This is a genomic window from Paenarthrobacter sp. TE4293 (assembly GCF_050435325.1).
Classification (GTDB): Bacteria; Actinomycetota; Actinomycetes; order Actinomycetales; family Micrococcaceae; genus Arthrobacter; species Arthrobacter nitroguajacolicus_C.
The window spans coordinates 256,291-275,478 of sequence record NZ_JBNJRY010000007.1 but is presented as its reverse complement, the minus strand read 5'-3'; the positions used below and the strand labels follow the sequence as shown (position 1 = coordinate 275,478).

Below are 19,188 nucleotides of genomic sequence, written 5' to 3'. Positions count from 1 at the left end.
ACCACGCCGCCTAGTCGAAAAACCCCACGATGTAGCCGATGAAATACAAGAGTGAGAGCAGCACGCCGGCACCGATGGCCGCCAACCAGAAGACCTGGGTGCCCTTCCGGGGGCCGCCCTCGTCGTGGCCTTGGGGACCGGCTGTTGATGATTCGCCGGGAGGTGTTTCCCCCGGAGGGACTCCACCGCCGGGCTCCAGTCCGGTGAGCTTGTCCTCGTAGGGGTCCGGGTTGCTGCCTGACATGTCCATCACGCCCTTGATCGCAGTGCTGGTGCTCTGTTCAGGGTATCCGGCGGGTGCTTGCGTGTGCCAGGGCTTCAGGAGGCTTGCGTCGCGCGCCTCCGGAGCCACGCGGCACGCACCTGATCGCGGATGGTGCGCTGGCTGCGGCGGCTGACCAGGATCACCGACGCGACGCCGGTGGCGAGGACGATCGCTCCGCCGGCGGCCACTGCCCATCGAGCACCAAACTCCGTGCCGATCCAGCCCATGAGGGGAGCACCAATCGCCGTACCTCCCTGCAGGATGGCAAGGTACAGCGCCAGGACCCGTCCCCGGAACTGAGGTTCCACGGACAACTGGATGGTGGTGTTGCAGCTGTTGAGGAACGTGATGGATGCGAGGCCCACCGGGATGAGGACAGCCGCGTAGATCCAGAACGTTGGCGAGATGCTGGCCAGGAGGGTGAAGGCACCCAAGGTCAAGGCACCTCCCAGCATGAAGCGGAGCCGGGGACCGGAACGTCGGGCCGCCAGCAGCGCGCCGGCGAGTGTTCCCACGGCCATGATGGAGCCGAGGAGTCCAAATTCTTCGGGCCCCATGCCGAATTCAGCGGTGGCCATCAGCGAGTTCGTGACAGCGAAATTCATGCCGAAGGCTCCCAACAGCCCCACCATGACGAGGATGAGGACCAGGTCCGGACGCTGTCGGACGTAGCGCAGGCCATCCACCACTTGATGCTTGCCGCGAACCACTGGAGTGCTCGGCTCAAGCTGGGAGAGCTTCACCCGGAAAAGCGAAATAATGACCGCCACGAAGCTCGCAGCGTTCAGGAGAAAAACGGGCCCCGTGCCGATCCATGCAATGAGCACGCCGGCAATGGCGGGGCCGGTAAGGCGGGCACTGTTGAATGATGCGGAATTGAGGGCCACGGCATTGGAGATCTTGTCCGGCCCTACGAGTTCGGAGACGAAGGCCTGCCGGGCCGGGCCGTCAATCGCCGCAGCAATCCCGAGCGCAAGGGCCGCGAGGTAAACGTGCCACAATTGCGCCCAGCCCATTACCACCAGCAGCCCGACGATCAGTCCACAGATTCCCATCGCGGTCTGGGTCCACAGGAGGATCACCCGTTTGCGGTACCGGTCGGCAAGAACGCCTGCGTAGGGGCCCAGCAGCAACATGGGGAGGAATTGAAGCGCAGTGGTGATGCCGACCGCCGTGCCGGAGTGGTTGGTGAGGATGGTCAGGACCAGCCAGTCCTGGGCCACGCGCTGCATCCAGGTGCCGATGTTGGAGACCAGCGCACCGGCCGCCCATACCCGGTAGTTGGGACTTTCCAGGGCCCGGAACATGGCACTCATTTGGCGCTCATTTCCTGCATGATGTGCGCGGCACGGCTGAGCGTCAGTCGGTCCTCCTCGCTCAGTCCGGCAACGCGCCGGGCCAGCCAGGCAGTCCGCTGGCTGCGGGCTTCGGCCAGGACTTCCTGGCCTGCGGGGGTGATGCTGATATGGACTTGACGCCCGTCTCCGGGGTGGGGTTGCCGGGCAGCGAAACCTTGGTCCGTCAAGGCGTTCACAATCCGGGTCATTGAAGGGGCTTGGACGTGCTCGCGCTCGGCCAATTCGCGCAGGGTCTGCGAACCGGCGTTGAGGTGGGCGAGCACTGTGTACTGCCCGGGGGTAATGACATCGCCGGTCACTTCGATACGCAGCCTGCGCGATGTACGCATCACGGCGGTCCGGAGGTCGATGGCCAGGGTGTCGGCCCGGATGCCATCGGGCTCCTGGGCTGCGGTGTGGGTTTTATCTGCCGTCACTGGGAGGCGCCTCCTGAAGGGAATAATAGTTAGCAATGCTAATTAGCTCCGCTAACTATTATGCTCCTCTCGACAGCAAGCTGTCCAATGGTTCTTTGCGCCTAGCCCCTCCGGGCCGCATCCTGCGTGGAGGTTGGCAGCCGGTACAGGGACGTGGTGGCCGTGATGTAGAGATCGCTCCCATCAGGTCCGCCAAAGCAGAGGTTCGAGACCCTTTCCGGAACGTCGACGGCGGCCAGCAGCCCGCCGTCGGGCGAGTACACGCGCACCGACGAGCCACCGGATGTCCATACCCGCCCCTCGACGTCCACACGGAACCCGTCCGAAACCGCATCGTCCTCGAGCTGAACGAGCGTCCGGCCTTCCCCACACCCACCGTCCGCCACTGGATAGGCAGAGATCCGGAACGGAACTCCCCGGGCGGGACCCGCAGTATCCGCCACATACAGCAGCGACTCATCCGGGGAGAAGGCCAGCCCGTTGGGGTGGACCAGGTCCGTGATCACTGGCGTCAGCTCCTCTGAGACCGGATCGAAGCGGAAAACGTAGCACCCACCGTACTCCTGCTGACCCTCATGTCCTTCCACCGTCCCAGGCATGATGCCGTAGGGAGGATCGGTAAACCAGACCGTCCCATCCCCTGCCACCACGACGTCGTTGGGCGAGTTGAGCCGACGCCCGCCGAACGAATCAACCAAACCCGTCACCACGCCGTCGTGATCCCGCTCCATGCGCCTGCGGCCATGGCTGCACTGCACCACGCTGCCGTCGTGGTCGAGGGTCCGCCCGTTGGTATATTCGACGCCGGTCGCGTACTCACGCGTCGCGCCCGAGGCGGGCGTGAACTCCAGGATGCGGTTGTTGGGAATGTCGCTCCAGCGAACTGTCTGCGACTCGGGAACCCAGAGCGGGCCCTCAGCCCAGACTGTTCCTTCGAACAACTTCTCCAGGGTGCCGGTGATGAGTTCTTCCATGTGTTCGAGACTAGTCGTTCGCGGGTTCCGAGCTGGGTTTCCGGGCCTGCTCCTTGGCAGTGCCCTTTCCGTCGGCGGGCATCACCAGAACGGCCACCACGGTGAGGACAGCGCTGACGAGCACCGCCAGGAAGACCGCCGAGGACGCGTCCGTGGTGGTTTGCGGATCGGGACCGCCACTGGGACCGTTGGCATAGATGGCGTTGGCAATGGCACCGAAAACGGCCACGCCAATGGAGCTTCCAATTGAACGTGCAAAGAGGTTCGTGCCGGTGACTACGCCGCGTTCATTCCATTCAACGCTGGTTTGCGCGGCAATGAGGCTGGGCGTTGCCACCAACCCGAGCCCGAGACCGACGACGAAACAAGCCACAGCAACCAGCAGGATGTTGGGCGTCAAGGCAGTGAGGGCAAGGACGGCCGCGCCGATCACCGTGATCGTAATGCCGATGACGGCCGTGTTCCGGAACCCGATGCGCAGGTAGAACCTGCCGGCTTGCGATGCACTGATCGGCCAGCCGATGGTCAATGCCGCCAGGGCGAGCCCGGCCAGGAGGGGCGAGGTCTTCAGCGACCCTTCCAGGAACGTTGGGACATAGGAAGTCAGCCCCAGCATGACGGCACCCACGCCGAAGGAAATCATGGCCGTGGTGGCCAGCAGCCTGCGGGAGACAACCCAAGGCGGCAGGACCGGCTCTGCAGCCTTCCGTTCCACCAACAGGAACGCAGCGAACAACAAGGCTCCGCCCGCAAAAACGGAGATGCTGATCACGGAATCCCAAGCCCAGGCTTGACCGCCCTGCAGGGCCCCGAGGATGAGCAGGCTCAACGAAACCGTCAGCAGCCCGGCGCCCAAGTAGTCGATGCGGTGCTTCGTCCGCTCCACGTTTTCGTGGAACGTACGCAGGAGCATCCAAGCCGCGATCAGGCACAGCGGGATGTTGATCAGGAAGATCCATCGCCAGATTCCCAGCGAGGCAAAGACACCTCCCAATGTTGGTCCCACCACCGAAGAAATGGCCCACACACTGGCCAGATATCCCTGGACCTTCGCCCGCTCCGCCAACGTGTAAATATCGCCGGCGATCGTGATGGCCACAGGCTGGACCGCCCCGGCACCGAGCCCTTGGAGCACGCGGAAGGCAATGAGTGCCGGCATACTCCAGGCCAGCCCACAGAGAATCGAACCCAGCAGGAACAATCCAATCCCGCCCAGGATCATCGGCTTACGCCCCACCACGTCCGAAAGCTTGGCGTAGACGGGTACGGAGACTGCCTGCGCCAACAGGTACGCCGAGAACAGCCAGGGGAAGGAGGCGAATCCGCCGATGTCCTCCACAATGGACGGCACCGCCGTGGCCACAATGGTGGCATCGATCGCCACCAGGCCCGTTGCGAGCATCAGTGCAATCAGAATGGGTCCACGCCGGGAACGGAACCCGACTCCTTCTTCAGTTGCTGTCGTCATCTGCTCCCTTTCGCGGTCATCACCAGTTTCGCTCCGAAGGGCGTAACCCCGCTGGGCGGGAGATTAGTCCCGGATGGGCGAAGCTTTACAAACTGCGCATAAACGACGGCGGGCCACCTGCTGGTTCCGTGAGGAACCAAGGTGACCCGCCGCCGTCGTAAATAACAGAAAAGTCAGTCGTTGATCAGGTCGTGAACGACGATCGTCTGGTCGCGGTCCGGGCCGACGCCGATGGCCGAGAAGCGGGTGCCGGACAGCTTTTCGAGGGCCAGCACGTAGTTGCGGGCGTTCTCCGGGAGGTCTTCCAGGGTGCGGGCGCCGGTGATGTCCTCGGTCCAGCCGTCGAAGTACTCGAAGATCGGAACTGCGTGGTGGAACTCGGTCTGCGTCATGGGCATTTCGTCGTGGCGGACTCCGTCAACATCGTAGGCAACACAGACCGGGATCTGCTCGATGCCGGTGAGGACGTCCAACTTGGTGACGAAGTAGTCCGTGAAGCCGTTCACGCGGGAGGCGTGGCGGGCCAGCACGGCGTCGTACCAACCACAGCGACGGGGACGGCCGGTGTTCACACCGAACTCGCCGCCGGTCTTCTGCAGGTAAACGCCCATGTCATCGAACAGTTCCGTGGGGAACGGGCCGGCGCCAACGCGGGTGGTGTACGCCTTGATGATGCCGATGGACCGCGAAATGCGGGTGGGGCCAATGCCCGAACCAACGGAAGCGCCGCCGGCAGTCGGGTTGGACGAGGTAACGAACGGGTAGGTGCCGTGGTCTACGTCCAGGAACGTTGCCTGGCCGCCTTCCATCAGCACAACTTTGCCCTCATCCAGCGCGTTGTTGAGCTCCAACGTGCTGTCGATGACCAGCGGACGCAGGCGCTCGGCAAAGGACAGGAAGTACTCCACGATCTCGTCCGCCACGATGTCGCGGCGGTTGTAGACCTTGACCAGGAGTTCGTTCTTCTGGCGCAGCGAACCTTCCACCTTCTGGCGGAGGATGGACTCGTCAAAGACATCCTGGACGCGGATGCCCAGGCGGGCCACCTTGTCCATGTAGGCCGGGCCGATGCCACGGCCGGTGGTGCCGATGGCGCGGCTGCCGAGGAAGCGCTCGGTAACCTTGTCCAGCACCTGGTGGTACGGGGCTACGAGGTGGGCGTTGGCCGAAACGCGCAGGCGGGACGTGTCCGCGCCACGGGCTTCGAGGCCGTCGATTTCCTGGAACAGGGCCTCGAGGTTCACCACGCAGCCGTTGCCGATAATGGGAATGGCGTTGGGGCTCAGGATGCCCGCGGGAAGGAGCTTCAGCTCATACTTCTCACCGCCAACAACCACGGTGTGCCCGGCGTTGTTACCGCCGTTGGGCTTGACCACGTAGTCAACGCGGCCACCGAGCAGATCGGTTGCTTTGCCTTTGCCTTCGTCGCCCCACTGGGCTCCGACGATCACGATAGCGGGCATGGGATCCTCCCCCATTCTTTCGGGCCAAACCGCGATGGTTTGGCGCCGTACATGAGAATGCCCCGACGTTACCGGTGCAGCCTGCCGCGAGCGGCGACTTACGCAAGAGTTACGGGGCTCTTACCAGCCAAGTTTAGCCGATGAGACCGCTTTCTCTGGTGTCAAGGCGTCTTATGAGGCGGCCCGGTGAAGTTTTCCGCACGGAAACCCCGCCGGGTCCGCGGTGGACGGTCAGGCGACATTTGTACAGGAACCACCGATACCGGCGATGACGCCCGCGTTCGCCCTGACCGACACCGGCGTGGACCTCCAACCGGCACTCGTGATGTAAATATCGACTTGGAATTGTGTGTTGAAGCCCAACAAGCCGCCCAGGAGGGTTGCCGGAATATCCGTGGTGTAGCCGGCCGAGGTTCCGGTGGTGTTAGCCGCTCCCGGATACCCCTGCAACGTCGTCACGGCAGATCCTGAAGTAGTCAAGTGAACGTCTATCACGGCGTCCGTCAGATTGGGATACCCGGCCGGCGGTTTCCAGAAGATCCTGATGTAGGCGCCAACGCCAAGAATGACGGGGTGGAACTCGCAGGGGCCGTTGAGCGCTGCCGGCGGAACCGTGATGGTCCCGAAGCTGCCATTGGAGAAAGGCGTGCGCTGCCACGCAGCCTCCGTGACCGAAGGCGGGCTTGAGGCAGCGAAGAGCAGGGTCAGCGTACTGAGCAGTGCGCCAAGAAATGCGAACCGCAGTCTCATGTCTTTCCCCCCGCGTTTGCGCACCCGGCAGGACCCCGCAGGCGAGCGAGCCCAAATCCCGCCGCTACAGCCAGGAAACCGAGGACCGCGAACCCTCCCAGCCGGAAACCGGTGTCAGCGAGGACGCCCGACGGCGGCCCGGCCGGGTTGGCGGGAACGTCACCTGAACCGTGGACGCCCACCACAATCCGTGTGCGGCTTCCCTGCACCTCCCGGGGAACATCCGCCGCCAAGGTCGCTGTCAGCAGGACATGGGCTTTGGTTGTTTCGGGGCTGCCGGGATCCATCAGGTCCACCCGCATCCCCTCTGCGCTGGTGAGTGACGTCCGAGGCATGACCACACGTTGCCCCTGGGCACAGAAATGTCCGTCCCAAGGCTGGGAACACGCCTGAAGCTCCACGCTGAGGAACTCCCGCAGCACCTCCGTTGCCGCCGGTTCGGGCCGAAGACCCACCTCGAGGGACGTGGCAGGCTCGCCGTGGACCTCCACCTCCATCGGCCAATCCGCGCTCCCGCCCGGGGCGAGCTGATGCACTTCCCCCGCCGGACCGGCGTCGAGCTCCAACCAACCGTCCGCGGCAACTGCCGGCGGGTCACCGACCGCGGCGACCGCAGGCGCCACGGGCGCTGCCCCAAGCATCACTACGCCCAGCAACCATGCCGTCCCCACCCGCCTACGCTGCCACATGCTGCCCGCTCCTGCGTCGACGTGCGCCCCGGGGCCACAGCACCCATGTCACCAGCGCCGACACGGCAACGGTGGTGGTGCCGAGGACCACCGGGTTGGCCGCTGCCGCCAGCGGGTGTGCAAGTCCCGGCAAGGACCAGAGAACCAACCGGACGTCCTCCACCACATAGGGTGCAGGATCGGCTTCGGTGTTGGCGTCGCCCTTCATGGTGATGGTTCGCGCGGGGCCGTCGGCGGCCTCGATCGATTGGACCCTGTGCGTGATGGGCAACTTCCCGGGCCTGTCCACGGTCACCACATCACCGATGGCGATCTGTTCCGCCGGGATTCCGCGGACCACGGCCAGCGAACCCGCCGGAATGGCCGGCGACATGGATCCCGTCTTGAACATGACCAAAGTGATGTTGAACAGCATTGCGCAGACCACGGCCAGGATGCAGACGGCGCCGCCCACCGCCGCCAGGTTCAACACTGTTTCCCGCAGCCTGCTGCGGAATGGGCGGCGGCTCATGAACTGGAGGTGGCAGTGAATTGCCAGGTCGCGGTGGCGGTTTGGCCCTGCAGCGCATTATTCGCGCCGGCCGGAAGAGTGACCTCAAAGCAGAACTGCGTGGGCGCCCCGGGCAACGTGGCCGAAGCAGCAGCCAAGGGATTGACGACGCCGGCCGCTTGCCCTTGCGTGAACGGCTTGGCGCCGTCGCTGCCCACCACGAAGGCAGGGGTTCCGGTGAAGGCTGCAGCATCGCACGTTGCCGAACGAACGACCCGGTAGCGCAGGGCGGCCCCCAGATCTGCTGTTCCCGTGGCGCTGCTGGTAACAGTCGGGATGCCGAGGACCACTTCTCCGCTGACCGACGTCGCTTTGGTTCGGATGGCGAAGGGCGCGTAGGCCACGGTGCCAGGGCTCATCGCAGCTGCGGTGAAGACCATCGCCGCACCGGGCGCAACGTCATTGGGACTCCACGTCCCTGACGCGTTGTAGGGCTTGGTGACGTTGGATTCCGTTTGGAACACGCTCGCGCCGAAGGAACCTGTGGCAAAGTCGCTGTCGGTCCACGATGCCAGGGTCACGGAGCTCCCGAGCCCCATCACCAACGCCCCCGCAAGGAGTGCGCGGATGCGGAGAAAAGCTGCACCGCGCCTGGTCTTGGCTAGTCGTCGGCCCATGGATCACTGCGATTGCGCGGCGAATTCCCAGGTGGTGGTCCCGGACTGGGATTGGACGAGGTCATCATCTGCGGTGATCCGGAAGCAGAGGTTCACCGGCGCACCTGGATCGGTCCCGGTCCCTTGCGCCAGCGCGAAGGTGACACTGCCCGGCGTCGTGCCCAATTCCTGCCCGGCCGCCACCAATGTCGCCGTCACCGGTTCGGCGCAGCCGAAGTCAGTGGATTGCGTGAGCGAGTAGCTCAGTCCGGTCAGGGCCCCCGTCGATGCTTCCGTGGACACCGTCACAGTGGCGTCGTTGCTTGTGGTGTCGTCCAGCCTTACCGCGAACGGTGCCGTGACGACGTCCCCGGGCGCGAGGTTGGCCGGTGCGGCGGTGAAGCCCAACGTTGCCGGGGCAGTGACGGGGTTCTCACCGAAAGTGGTCCCGTCCGTGCTGCCCTCGAGGTTGAACGCGCCGGCGGTGAATGTTCCTTGGGCAAATTCGGAGTCGTTCCAGGCGGCCAGGGTGATGGCGGCACCGACCCCCAGCACCAGGCCACCGGCAAGGATGGCACGGATCTTCGGCGCATTGCGCGTACTGCCTTCGCCGTGATCGGGTTCTGTCTCTGTTGATGCTGATGTTGCAACCACTATTACCCCCACGATAGATGTGATGCTGACGATCAAGAGATCGGAGCCCGGAGGTGGAGGTCCCCGCTGGTTTCCCCCAAAACCGATAATTCCAACCCATCATCCCCACACCTGAAAGTCAACGGCTTTGACCTGCGCAAATGGGCTCATGCGCCGCACTCACCTGCCGCATGCCGTCGTCGGGACCCAACCACGCGCCGTCGAGATGCCTGCCACTTTTGCGGGCAACACGCCGCGTCGCATTCAGGGGCGCGCCGGAGCAGGCCCCGTTAACCCCCATAGTCCGGTAAGGTTAGTTAGCCCCCAACAGCACCCTTTGAGGTTCGGCTGCGGCATGCCCGCGGCCCCCTGGATCGGTGCGCTGTAACACCTAGGAGACCTAACCCCTGATGCAAGAACTGGCGACTGAATCACCCGAAGAAATCCTCTGGAACCGCCGCTACGAACCGCACATTGCCGAGGTCAACGAGCTGTGCGACTCCATCAAGGAGCAGAAGCCGGGCAGCGAGGTCCTTTACATCGACCCCGCCCACAGCATGGATGACTGCCGCATCGTCAGCCTTTTCTCCAACCAGCGCACCACCACCGGCCAGGGCTTCATCAATCCAGGTGACGAAGAAGCCAACACCCGCATGCTCGGCATGCAGTGGCAGCTGGGTCTCCGTCCCGCCCTCATGATGCCGTGGAACGCGTACCCGTGGATCGAACCCACCGAGGAACCGGGCAAGCTCACGCCGGCCAACATCACCGAAGGCCTCAAGCCGCTCCTGCGTCTCCTGCAACTCCTGCCGCGCACCTCCGCGTTGGTGGCACACGGCAACGAGGCACACCGCCTTGCCGATCAGCTCATGAAGGCTGCCCCGGCCAGCATCGCCCGCCGTGGCTTCAAGACGTTCAAAGTCCGTTCACTGGGTGGCCGGTCCTTCGCCGGAACCCCGGCCCGCCAGCAGGAATACCTGGATGCCATCCACAGCGCTTACGCCGAGGCCATGGCACGCACGGGCATCCCCCGCAAGGCCTAGTCACCAGCAGCAAACGACGGCGGCCCTCACCTTTTGGTGAGGGCCGCCGTCGTCGTTGGGGGTGCTTGTGGTCGAGTGCCCAGGGGTGTCCGGCGGCGTTAGCCGACCAGCATGCTGCGGAGGTCCTTGAGGATCAGCTGGGCGCCGGTGGGGCCGAGGCCGAGGAACCAGACGTCGTCGCTGACGGCCTTTGCCTGTCCGGCCTTCACTGCACCGAGCTTGGGCCAGACGGCGCCTTCCACCACCGACGTCTCACCGGTTGCTCCGGGGTCGCCGTAGCTGCTGTAGAAGATCCAGTCGGCGTCGCCTTGCTCGATGTTCTCGGCCGAGATCTCGGAGGCAAGTTCATCAATGTTCTGGTTCTCGGGACGGGCCAGGCCCGCGTCCTTCAGGATGACGCCAATGAGCGACTTGTTCGCGTAAAGACGGATCTTGCCCGGCAGGAAGCGAACCAGGGAGATCTTGGGATCACCCTTGACGTCAGCCTTGAGAGCGTCGGCCTCAGCCTGGTAGTCGTTGAGCGCCTTGACGGCCTTGTCCTCCTCACCCAGCGACTTGCCCACCAGCAGGAAGTTCTCCTTCCACGGGAAGCCCGGGCGGATGCTGAACACCGTGGGAGCGATGGCGGACAACTGCTTGTACAACTTGTCCGCCCGCAACTGGCTGCCCAGGATGAGGTCAGGCTTCAGCGCCGCGATTGCTTCGAGGTTGAGGTCCTGGATGGTGCCGACTGAAGCCACATCCTTGACCTTGTCGGCCAGGTAGGTGGGGACGGGGTTGGCGCCTTCGGTGGTGGCCATGCCGACCGGCGTGATACCCAGGCTGACGACATCGTCCAACTCGCCGGTGTCGAGGACCACCACGCGGCTGGGCTTCTTCTCCAGGGTGGTTTCACCGTTGGCATGCTTCAGGGTCCGTGGGAAAACACCGGGAGCGGCGTCCGTGCCCAGCTTGGCTGTTTCCTGGTCGGCCGTGGTGAACTTGGAACCGCCGGTGGCAACGTCGGCGTTGCCGGCGCTCGAACCCGAGCCGCCACTGGTGCCGCAGCCCGCGAGCAGGGCAATCGCCACGGCGGCGCCGGCCACCTTCAGTGCGAGTTTGCGGCCTCCACCTCGTCGCATTTGGGAAGCCTTACGCGGCTGTACTTCAAAATCGTCGTTTTTCACGGAGTAAGGCTAACCTAATTAAGGCACACTTCTGTGACGTTGTGATGACAGTCACGGATTGGCCGCCCTCCTGCCGCCCAACTCCCCGGAATGGTCCCCTGCTGTGTCCCACATGACGGCGCTATGTCCCAAGTAGCCGCTCCCGCCCTTCCAGCTGCTGGCGCGGTGGCCGGGTCCGGCGTCGTGAGTAAATCCCGCTGGCGGATTCTCGTCCTGGCCCTTGCCGCGGCCGTCCTCCTGGGCGCCGCCCTCCTGAGCCTGGGTGTCGGTGCCAAGTTCATTCCGGCATCGGTGGTCCTTGAGGCCTTCACCAACCCGCAGGACACCGCGGACCACGCGATCATTCTCGAAAGCCGCCTGCCCCGCACTGTGATGGGCATCGCCGTCGGGATTGCCTTGGGCGTTGCCGGGGCGCTGATCCAGGCGATCACCCGCAACCCGCTGGCAGATCCCGGCATCCTTGGCGTCAATGCGGGCGCTTCATTTGCCATGGTGATCGCGATTGGCGTCTTCGGCATCGGTTCGCTCAGTGGCTACATCTGGTTCGCGTTTATTGGTGCCATCCTGACCACGGCGGCTGTGTACCTGATCGGAACCTCGGGCCGCAACGTCGTAAATCCCATCCGGCTGACGCTTGCTGGGGTCGCCTTGGGTGCGGTCTTGACGGGCATCGGCTCCGGGCTCACGCTCTTGAACCCTAAGGCGTTCGACCACCTGCGCTCGTGGAGCATCGGATCCTTGGACACCCGCAGCATGGAGGCTGTTGCCACAGTGGTGCCGTTCATGGGTGTTGGGCTGCTGCTCGCACTGTTCTGCGTCCGCGGACTCAACGCCGTAGCGCTGGGCGACGACCTCGCCACCTCCCTCGGCGCCAACGTCAACCGCACCCGCATCCTCGGCGTCATAGCCATCACGCTCCTTAGTGGCGCCGCTACCGCCGGGGCTGGAGCCATCGGCTTTGTGGGTCTCATGATTCCCCATGTCGCCCGGTGGATCGTTGGGCCGGACCAGCGGTGGATCCTGGCGGCCACCGTGCTGCTCTCTCCCATCCTGCTGCTGGTATCGGACGTCGTGGGCAGGGTTGCCGCTCCGGGTGAGCTGCCCGTGGGCGTGGTGACTGCGTTCCTCGGCGCGCCGGTCCTCATAGCGCTGGCCCGGCGCCGGAAGGTGAGCGGGCTGTGAGCCGGCTCCACCCCGTCGATTTCGGCCGGCCTGTCGCGTTGGTCCGCAACCGTTCGCTGAGCCTGCGATTCGATGTCCGAAGCATCCTCGTCTGCATCCCGTTGGTCCTGGCCGCCCTTGCAGTTGCCGTGGTCTCGCTGGCCACCGGCGACTACGAGGTGTCCGTGCCCCAAGTCCTCCAAGCCTTCACCGGCGACGCCCCCGGACTCGCCCAAACCATCGTCGTGGAGTGGCGCCTCCCCCGGGTGGTGGCCGCGCTGATGTTCGGCGCAGCGTTGGGAATGAGCGGCGGTATTTTCCAATCGATGACCCGCAACCCGCTGGGCAGCCCTGACATCATCGGCTTCAACACGGGCGCCTACACCGGGGCGCTCATCGTGATGCTCACGGTGGGCGGCGGTTACGCGGGGGTGGCAGCAGGCGCCCTGGTGGGTGGCATCCTCACAGCCCTGGCGGTCTATCTGCTGGCATACCGGCGCGGATCCCAGGGCTTCCGGCTCATCATTGTGGGCATCGGCATCAGCGCAATGCTGGCCGCGTTCAACCACTGGCTGATCCTGCAGGCCGAACTTGAGGCCGCCCTGGCGGCAGCTGTCTGGGGAGCCGGGTCCCTCAACGGCATCACCTGGGAGCAAGCGGCGCCCGCCGCCGTCGTGGTTCTTGTGGTTGGCTTGGCCACGCTGGCAGCCGCGCGTCGGATGCAGCTTCTGGAAATGGGCGACGACGCCGCACGCGCCTTGGGCGTCCGGGCCGAACCCACCCGTTTGCTGCTGCTCATCCTGGGCGTGGCGTTGACGGCGGCCGTCACCGCCGTCGCGGGTCCCATCGCGTTCGTGGCGCTGGCTGCTCCCCAACTGGCCCGCCGGCTCACCCGGAGCGCGGGCATCACGTTGGTCCCCTCGGCGTTCATGGGTGCGTTCCTGCTGGCCGCCAGCGATCTCGCGGCCCAGCGCTTGTTCGCCCCGATCCAGCTCCCCGTTGGTGTTGTGACGGTGTGCATCGGCGGTATCTACCTCGTCTGGCTGTTGGCCAGGGAAGCAAGGAAATCATGAGCCTGACCACTGCTGCCCCTCAGCTCCATGCCGAAGCACTGACCATCGGCTACGAGCAACGCATCATCTCCGAGAACCTCAACGTGCGCATCCCCGAGGGGAAGTTCACGGTGATCGTTGGTCCGAACGCATGCGGTAAATCCACGCTGCTTCGCGCCCTCGCCCGGCTGATCAAGCCCCGCAGCGGGCAGGTGTTGCTGGACGGAAAGTCCGTGACATCGCTGCCGGCGAAGGAACTGGCCCGGCGCCTCGGGCTGTTGCCGCAGTCCTCCATTGCCCCCGACGGCATCACGGTGGCTGACCTCGTGGCCCGCGGCCGCTACCCGCACCAGAAGCTGCTGCGGCAATGGAGTGTGGAGGACGAGTCCGCAGTGGTTGAAGCCATGGAGGCCACCGGCGTGGCGGCCTTGTCCGGGCGGCTGGTGGATGAACTGTCGGGCGGCCAGCGGCAGCGGGTGTGGGTGGCCATGGTCCTCGCCCAGCAAACGCCGCTCATGCTCCTGGACGAGCCCACTACTTTCCTTGATATCGCCCACCAGATCGAGCTGTTGGAGCTGTTCCGTGAGCTCAACCTGGACAAGGGCCACACTCTGGTGGCTGTCCTGCACGACCTCAACCACGCCAGCCGCTACGCGGACCACGTCATCGCCATGAAGGACGGAGTGGTGGTGTCCGAGGGCGCCCCTTCGGACGTGATCACCGAGTCCTTGGTGGAGGAAGTGTTCGGGATGGCCTGCCGGATCATCGACGACCCCGTGACGCACACGCCGTTGGTGGTCCCGTTGGGGCGTCCACGGCATGCGGCCGTCACGGACTAACTTTAACGACTTCGGCGATCAGGCACTTCGGCGGTTAACGACGACGGCGACCCTCACCTTTTCGGTGCGGGTCGCCGTCGCTGTTTGCGGCTTTAGCGGGCTTCGAGGGCTGCCTTGGCCTTCGGGTCCGAGTCGTTCAGGAACTTCTCGATCCGCTCCGGTTCTTCAGCTTCGCCGATCGCCGAAGCGGCCCGGCCCAACGCGTAGAGCGCACGCAGGAAGCCCTGGTTTGGCTCGTGCTCCCACGGAATGGGTCCGACGCCGCGCCAGCCGTTGCGGCGCAGGGAATCCAGGCCGCGGTGGTAACCGACGCGGGCATAGGCGTAGGACTCGATGGTACGGCCTTCTGCCCAGGCTTCCTCGGCAAGAATGGCCCACAACAGCGAGGATGTGGGGTTCTGCGCTACGAGGTCCAGTGCTTCCTTGCCGAGGGCCAGGTGCTGGTAGATCTCGTTTTCGGCGGGCAGGAGCGTTGGCTCCGGCCCCATCAGGTTCTTCCGGAATTCGTCGGACATTAGAAGGTCTTGCCCACCGATCCGAGCTGCTGGGCGGCTTCGACGATGCGCGCGGCCATGCCGGCTTCGGCCGAAGCGCCCCAGACGCGGGGATCGTAGGTCTTCTTGTTGCCCATTTCGCCGTCGACCTTCAGGACGCCGTCGTAGTTGGAGAACATGTGGCCGGCCACCGGGCGGGTGAATGCGTACTGGGTGTCGGTGTCGATGTTCATCTTGATCACACCGTAGGAAACAGCGTCAGCGATTTCCTGCTCCGTGGAGCCCGAACCGCCGTGGAAGACGAGGTCGAACGGGTTGTCCTTGCCGATCTTGGCACCAACCTCGGACTGGATCTGCTTGAGCAGTTCCGGGCGGAGCTTCACGTTGCCCGGCTTGTACACCCCGTGCACGTTGCCGAACGTCAGCGCGGTCAGGTAGCGGCCGTTTTCGCCGGCACCCAGGGCCTCGATGGTGGCGAGGGCGTCTTCGGTGGTGGTGTAGAGCTTCTCGTTGATTTCGTTCTCAACACCGTCTTCTTCGCCACCAACGGTGCCGATTTCAACTTCGAGGATGATCTTCGCGGCAGCGGCGCGTTCCAGCAGCTCACGGCCGATGCGCAGGTTCTCCGAAAGGGTCTCGTGCGAGCCGTCCCACATGTGCGAGTTGAAGATCGGATCCTTGCCGGCCTTCACGGCTTCCTCGGACGCAGCCAGCAACGGCAGAACGAAGTCCGCCAGCTTGTCCTGCGGGCAGTGGTCCGTGTGCAGGGCGATGTTGACGTTGTAGTTCTTGGCCACTTCACGGGCGAACGCGGCGAAACCGAGGGAACCGGCCACCATGTCCTTGACCGAAGCGCCGGACCAGTAGGCTGCGCCACCGGTGGAAACCTGGATGATGCCATCGGATTCGGCCTCGGCGAAACCGCGGATCGCAGCGTTCAGAGTCTGCGACGACGTCACGTTGACCGCGGGGAAAGCGAATCCGCCAGCCTTTGCGCGGTCGATCATCTCGGAGTAAATCTCTGGGGTTGCAATGGGCATGGTGACTCCTATGCTGAATTCGTCTGTGGGTTGGTAACCCTGGAGTAGACCGCTTACGGCTAGCACCCATCCTAGCGATATCCGCCGGACCGCCGTGTTTCGGGTCACTGGGGCCCTTAACACTTCCGCCGGGTTGGCCCTTAATGACAATCCCGCCGCTCCGGGACTGTCATTAAATGGCATCTCGGGGGCTAAACGACGGGCTGCTGGAATACGTGCCGGCGGACCCACGCGTGCATCGCGATTGCCGCGGCCGACGCCGCGTTCATGGAACGTGTGGAGCCGAACTGCTCGATGGACAGGGTAGCGACGGCGGCTTCGTGCACCTCGGGCGTCAGGCCGGGGCCCTCCTGCCCGAACACCAGGACGCAGTTCTTGGGGAGGTCGTAGGTTTCCAACGGCACGGAATCCGGGAAGATATCGATGCCGATCACGGCAAGCCCCTCCCCCTCGGCCCACTGGACGAAGTCCTCAACGGTGGGGTGGTGGCGGACGTGCTGGTAGCGGTCGGTGACCATGGCACCCCGCCTGTTCCACCGCCGTCGACCAATAATGTGGACCTCCTTGGCGAGGAACGCGTTGGCGGTCCGAACCACGGTGCCGATGTTGAGGTCGTGCTGCCAGTTCTCAATGGCAATGTGGAAATCGTGGCGCTTGGAATCCAGGTCCGCCACGATCGCCTCGTGCTTCCAGTAACGGTACTGGTCCACCACGTTCCGGCGGTCACCATCCCTCAACAGGTCCGGGTCCCAGTGCTCGCCAACGGGCCACTCACCTTCCCAAGGCCCGACGCCGACCTCGGGTTTCGCTTCCGCCTCGCCCTCTGCTGTGGTTCCGTCAGGGGATTCGGCGGGCGTGGGCAGGGCTGTAGCGGGGGGAAGGTCAGTCACCCCTCAACTTTAGCCCTGCCCGTGTCATCGCCCAGCCGGCCCTAGCTCATCTTCCACTTGTTGATGCGGTATGAGTTGCCCAACTGCTCGAAGAGCCCCGGGTGGGCATCCCAGTATTCCTTGTGTCCGCTGACGCCGAGCATCTGGGGAGTGCCCCATGGGGTTACGGAGAACAAGTTCACTGCCTCGATGGCTTCACCGCGGGCGTTGGTGCAGGTGAAGGCAATGACAACAGCGGCACCACGGCGGAACTCGCGGATTTCCGGCATGGAGGTCTTGAAGTCAGACGTGCACTTGTGGCCCACCAGGTTCTGCGGGAGTTCCGTGGCCGTCATGCCCTTGTACCGGGCTTCGATGTCCTGGATGGCCTTCTTGACCTCCACGGGATCCTTGCCGAACTTGCCTTCCTCGGACTCCGCGAAGAACGCGTAGGCGAGCGCGATTCCGTCGCCGTCGGTCTCCGTGGTGCCTTGGGCCTTCTTTTGGATCTCTTCACCCGTGGAGGGGTCCTTGGTGATCCCGAACGACTCGTCGTGGGTCCATTCGGCCAAGTACTGGAAGGACGATTCGCCTGTGACCCATTTGCTGAACAGCGGATCGCCGTCGGCCGGAACATTGGTGGGACCGGCGAGTTCTTCCCACACGGCCGGCAGCGGGATGGCGCCGGCCGGGATGTCGGAGGACGCAGAAGCGTCGCCGGACGGCTCTGCGGAGGGTTCGGCCGAGGGTTCGGCCGCGGCATCGGAAGCCTCATCCGAAGACGTCACTGATGGGGCCGGGGTGTCCACCGCCGTCGGCTTGGCCATCGACGGAATCAACCACGTGAACGCCACCACCAGCGCAATGATCACGACGACGGCGACGCCACCCAGGATGAGGAACAGCGACTTCCTGTTGTGGTCGCCGGGTCCTCCGGGCTGGCCGGGGTAGCCGGAGCCGGGCGGAGGAAAGCCCGGATGGCCGGACTGGCCGGGGTAGCCCGAACCGGGCGGAGGAAAGCCGGGCTGGCCCTGTCCGGCGGGCTGGCTCTGCTGCTGCGTGGGGAAGGCCTGGGTGGGAGCCGGCTGCGTGGGGAAGGCCTCCGTCTGACCTTCCGGCTGCTGCCCCGGCCGGTACTGGCCATACTGGCCCTGGCCGGTGTCGTAGCGCGGCTGCGGCACGCCGTCGGGGTTGTAGGGAGGCTGCGGTGCTCCGTTGTTACTGCTCATGGCAGGCCCTTTCAAAGTGCAGTGCTGGCACCGTGTCTGAGGACACGGTGGACAATCTGGAAAAAGGGGACCTGCTGATGCACGGCAGGCACTGAGTGGCCACCGTGATGATCCCCCGACCCACGGCGTGGCCTGTGCCGCGCAGCCACCAGCGTAGTGCAGGTCAGGGCGGGCCACACAAGCCAAAACGGTTATCCACATGGGCAGAACTACCCACATAAGCGAAAGCGCAGGATGTTTAGGGCAGCGGAATGATGAAAGACTGAGGGCAGTGAATGACCAATACCAGCCGGAGGCAAATATGGCAGAAGAATCCACGCCCCACACATCCACCTCGGTTTACCGGAACGGCCACGAAATCGAATGCTGGCTCACAGACATGGACGGCGTTCTGGTCCATGAAAACCAGGCTATCCCGGGCGCAGCTGAGCTCATCCAGCGCTGGGTGGATACGTCCAAGCGCTTCCTCGTCCTGACCAACAACTCCATCTTCACTCCGCGCGACCTCGCAGCACGCCTGCGCGCGTCCGGCCTGGAAGTTCCGGAAGAGAACATCTGGACCTCCGCGTTGGCCACGGCCCAGTTCCTCAAGGACCAGGTCCAGTCCTCGGATTCCGGCAACCGCGCTTACACCATCGGCGAAGCAGGCCTCACCACAGCCCTGCACGAGGCCGGGTTCATCCTCACCGACACTGACCCCGACTTCGTAGTGCTCGGCGAAACCCGCACGTACTCCTTCGAAGCGATCACCATGGCCGTCCGCCACATCCTGGCCGGCGCCCGCTTCATCGCCACCAACCCCGATGCCACCGGCCCTTCCAAGGACGGCCCCATGCCCGCGACCGGCGCCATAGCGGCCATGATCACCAAAGCCACGGGCCGCGAGCCGTACATCGTGGGCAAGCCGAACCCCATGATGTTCCGCTCCGCCATGAACCAGATCGACGCCCATTCGGAGACCACCGCGATGATCGGTGACCGCATGGACACGGACATCGTGGCCGGCATGGAAGCAGGCCTGCACACGGTCCTGGTGCTCAGCGGCATCACGCAGCGCGAAGAAATCGTCTCCTTCCCGTTCCGGCCCAACCAGATACTGAACTCCGTGGCCGACCTCAAGAGCCAAATCTAAG

The 19,188-nt window shown here is 64.6% G+C and carries 20 protein-coding genes and 1 pseudogene; 5 read left to right on the top strand and 16 right to left on the bottom strand.

Translation table 11 applies throughout. From position 1 onward, the window contains the following. Nucleotides 1-10: 10 nt before the first annotated feature. From QF015_RS15990 to QF015_RS15940, 11 genes and pseudogenes are all read right to left on the bottom strand, one after another. A complete protein-coding gene (locus tag QF015_RS15990; protein ID WP_310204041.1) occupies nt 11-244 on the bottom strand; it encodes a DUF6480 family protein in 234 nt (77 codons plus the stop codon). Nucleotides 245-318: 74 nt separating this feature from the next. Next, complete coding sequence (locus QF015_RS15985) at nt 319-1,581, bottom strand: MFS transporter (protein ID WP_429390125.1); 1,263 nt, start codon at nt 1,579-1,581, stop codon at nt 319-321. Further along, complete coding sequence (locus QF015_RS15980; protein WP_429390155.1) at nt 1,578-1,952, bottom strand: MarR family transcriptional regulator; 375 nt, start codon at nt 1,950-1,952, stop codon at nt 1,578-1,580. Before QF015_RS15980 ends, QF015_RS15985 begins: the two co-directional genes overlap by 4 nt. 188 nt (nt 1,953-2,140) lie before the next feature. Next, nucleotides 2,141-3,013, bottom strand: a complete 873-nt coding sequence (locus QF015_RS15975) for an SMP-30/gluconolactonase/LRE family protein (RefSeq protein WP_429390124.1) — start codon at nt 3,011-3,013, stop codon at nt 2,141-2,143. Nucleotides 3,014-3,023: 10 nt separating this feature from the next. Next, a pseudogene (locus tag QF015_RS15970) lies at nt 3,024-4,517 on the bottom strand (MFS transporter); the annotation flags it as partial. Between the two features lie 137 nt (nt 4,518-4,654). Continuing rightward, entirely contained in the window at nt 4,655-5,944 is a 1,290-nt protein-coding gene (locus QF015_RS15965) for an adenylosuccinate synthase (protein WP_310203075.1), read from the bottom strand. A 231-nt stretch (nt 5,945-6,175) separates the two neighbouring features. Further along, a complete protein-coding gene (locus QF015_RS15960; RefSeq protein ID WP_429390122.1) occupies nt 6,176-6,694 on the bottom strand; it encodes a hypothetical protein in 519 nt (172 codons plus the stop codon). Next, the gene (locus tag QF015_RS15955; protein ID WP_429390121.1) at nt 6,691-7,383 is read right to left on the bottom strand and encodes a hypothetical protein; all 693 of its coding nucleotides are present in this window, start codon (nt 7,381-7,383) and stop codon (nt 6,691-6,693) included. The genes QF015_RS15960 and QF015_RS15955 overlap by 4 nt, the downstream gene beginning before the upstream one ends. Further along, entirely contained in the window at nt 7,370-7,894 is a 525-nt protein-coding gene (locus QF015_RS15950) for a signal peptidase I (RefSeq protein WP_429390120.1), read from the bottom strand. Before QF015_RS15950 ends, QF015_RS15955 begins: the two co-directional genes overlap by 14 nt. Then, nucleotides 7,891-8,550, bottom strand: coding sequence for a SipW-dependent-type signal peptide-containing protein (locus QF015_RS15945; RefSeq protein WP_310203082.1), 660 nt, complete (start codon nt 8,548-8,550; stop codon nt 7,891-7,893). Before QF015_RS15945 ends, QF015_RS15950 begins: the two co-directional genes overlap by 4 nt. A 3-nt stretch (nt 8,551-8,553) precedes the next feature. Continuing rightward, nucleotides 8,554-9,183: a SipW-dependent-type signal peptide-containing protein gene (locus tag QF015_RS15940; protein ID WP_429390119.1), complete on the bottom strand. Its 630-nt coding sequence runs from the start codon at nt 9,181-9,183 to the stop codon at nt 8,554-8,556. A gap of 389 nt (nt 9,184-9,572) precedes the next feature. On the opposite strand from QF015_RS15940, the gene QF015_RS15935 reads away from it, so the two are divergent. Then, nucleotides 9,573-10,205, top strand: coding sequence for a uracil-DNA glycosylase (locus QF015_RS15935; RefSeq protein WP_429390118.1), 633 nt, complete (start codon nt 9,573-9,575; stop codon nt 10,203-10,205). Between the two features lie 98 nt (nt 10,206-10,303). Here QF015_RS15935 and QF015_RS15930 read toward each other — a convergent pair whose 3' ends face one another. After that, entirely contained in the window at nt 10,304-11,326 is a 1,023-nt protein-coding gene (locus QF015_RS15930) for an ABC transporter substrate-binding protein (protein ID WP_429390117.1), read from the bottom strand. A gap of 135 nt (nt 11,327-11,461) precedes the next feature. Between QF015_RS15930 and QF015_RS15925 the strand changes: the two genes are divergently transcribed. Genes QF015_RS15925 through QF015_RS15915 form a run of 3 tightly spaced genes read left to right on the top strand, consistent with a single transcriptional unit; the run spans nt 11,462 to nt 14,423 of the window. Then, nucleotides 11,462-12,553 (top strand): iron chelate uptake ABC transporter family permease subunit, encoded by a 1,092-nt coding sequence (locus QF015_RS15925; RefSeq protein WP_397336625.1) that lies wholly within the window; start codon nt 11,462-11,464, stop codon nt 12,551-12,553. After that, nucleotides 12,550-13,605 carry an iron-enterobactin ABC transporter permease gene (gene fepG, locus QF015_RS15920; protein ID WP_310203091.1) on the top strand — a complete coding sequence of 352 codons (1,056 nt, stop codon included), beginning with the start codon at nt 12,550-12,552 and terminating at the stop codon, nt 13,603-13,605. Before QF015_RS15925 ends, fepG begins: the two co-directional genes overlap by 4 nt. Next, a complete protein-coding gene (locus QF015_RS15915; RefSeq protein WP_310203093.1) occupies nt 13,602-14,423 on the top strand; it encodes an ABC transporter ATP-binding protein in 822 nt (273 codons plus the stop codon). The genes fepG and QF015_RS15915 overlap by 4 nt, the downstream gene beginning before the upstream one ends. A gap of 92 nt (nt 14,424-14,515) precedes the next feature. On the opposite strand, the gene QF015_RS15910 is transcribed toward QF015_RS15915, so the two are convergent. The 4 genes from QF015_RS15910 to QF015_RS15895 all read right to left on the bottom strand — a co-directional run bounded on the left by QF015_RS15910 (nt 14,516) and on the right by QF015_RS15895 (nt 18,055). Then, a complete protein-coding gene (locus QF015_RS15910) occupies nt 14,516-14,938 on the bottom strand; it encodes a DUF3151 domain-containing protein (RefSeq protein ID WP_039239501.1) in 423 nt (140 codons plus the stop codon). After that, nucleotides 14,938-15,957, bottom strand: coding sequence for a class II fructose-bisphosphate aldolase (fbaA, locus tag QF015_RS15905; RefSeq protein ID WP_310203096.1), 1,020 nt, complete (start codon nt 15,955-15,957; stop codon nt 14,938-14,940). Before fbaA ends, QF015_RS15910 begins: the two co-directional genes overlap by 1 nt. A gap of 191 nt (nt 15,958-16,148) precedes the next feature. After that, nucleotides 16,149-16,847 (bottom strand): TrmH family RNA methyltransferase, encoded by a 699-nt coding sequence (locus QF015_RS15900; protein WP_429390116.1) that lies wholly within the window; start codon nt 16,845-16,847, stop codon nt 16,149-16,151. Nucleotides 16,848-16,888: 41 nt separating this feature from the next. Further along, nucleotides 16,889-18,055, bottom strand: a complete 1,167-nt coding sequence (locus QF015_RS15895; RefSeq protein ID WP_429390115.1) for a hypothetical protein — start codon at nt 18,053-18,055, stop codon at nt 16,889-16,891. 301 nt (nt 18,056-18,356) lie between these two features. Between QF015_RS15895 and QF015_RS15890 the strand changes: the two genes are divergently transcribed. Beyond that, a complete protein-coding gene (locus tag QF015_RS15890; protein WP_090826227.1) occupies nt 18,357-19,187 on the top strand; it encodes an HAD-IIA family hydrolase in 831 nt (276 codons plus the stop codon). The last annotated feature ends 1 nt before the right edge of the window (nt 19,188 follow it).

Bases quoted from the DNA above. Each gene is read 5' to 3' on its own strand.
- QF015_RS15980 (WP_429390155.1), bottom strand. From the start codon at position 1,952: ATGCGTACATCGCGCAGGCTGCGTATCGAAGTGACCGGCGATGTCATT.
- QF015_RS15890 (WP_090826227.1), top strand. From the start codon at position 18,357: ATGGCAGAAGAATCCACGCCCCACACATCCACCTCGGTTTACCGGAAC.
- QF015_RS15935 (WP_429390118.1), top strand. From the start codon at position 9,573: ATGCAAGAACTGGCGACTGAATCACCCGAAGAAATCCTCTGGAACCGC.
- QF015_RS15910 (WP_039239501.1), bottom strand. From the start codon at position 14,938: ATGTCCGACGAATTCCGGAAGAACCTGATGGGGCCGGAGCCAACGCTC.
- QF015_RS15945 (WP_310203082.1), bottom strand. From the start codon at position 8,550: ATGGGCCGACGACTAGCCAAGACCAGGCGCGGTGCAGCTTTTCTCCGC.
- QF015_RS15975 (WP_429390124.1), bottom strand. From the start codon at position 3,013: ATGGAAGAACTCATCACCGGCACCCTGGAGAAGTTGTTCGAAGGAACA.
- QF015_RS15895 (WP_429390115.1), bottom strand. From the start codon at position 18,055: ATGAGCAGTAACAACGGAGCACCGCAGCCTCCCTACAACCCCGACGGC.
- QF015_RS15925 (WP_397336625.1), top strand. From the start codon at position 11,462: ATGGTCCCCTGCTGTGTCCCACATGACGGCGCTATGTCCCAAGTAGCC.
- QF015_RS15990 (WP_310204041.1), bottom strand. From the start codon at position 244: ATGTCAGGCAGCAACCCGGACCCCTACGAGGACAAGCTCACCGGACTG.
- QF015_RS15960 (WP_429390122.1), bottom strand. From the start codon at position 6,694: ATGAGACTGCGGTTCGCATTTCTTGGCGCACTGCTCAGTACGCTGACC.
- QF015_RS15915 (WP_310203093.1), top strand. From the start codon at position 13,602: ATGAGCCTGACCACTGCTGCCCCTCAGCTCCATGCCGAAGCACTGACC.
- QF015_RS15965 (WP_310203075.1), bottom strand. From the start codon at position 5,944: ATGCCCGCTATCGTGATCGTCGGAGCCCAGTGGGGCGACGAAGGCAAA.
- QF015_RS15950 (WP_429390120.1), bottom strand. From the start codon at position 7,894: ATGAGCCGCCGCCCATTCCGCAGCAGGCTGCGGGAAACAGTGTTGAAC.
- QF015_RS15930 (WP_429390117.1), bottom strand. From the start codon at position 11,326: ATGCGACGAGGTGGAGGCCGCAAACTCGCACTGAAGGTGGCCGGCGCC.
- QF015_RS15985 (WP_429390125.1), bottom strand. From the start codon at position 1,581: ATGAGTGCCATGTTCCGGGCCCTGGAAAGTCCCAACTACCGGGTATGG.
- QF015_RS15955 (WP_429390121.1), bottom strand. From the start codon at position 7,383: ATGTGGCAGCGTAGGCGGGTGGGGACGGCATGGTTGCTGGGCGTAGTG.
- fbaA (WP_310203096.1), bottom strand. From the start codon at position 15,957: ATGCCCATTGCAACCCCAGAGATTTACTCCGAGATGATCGACCGCGCA.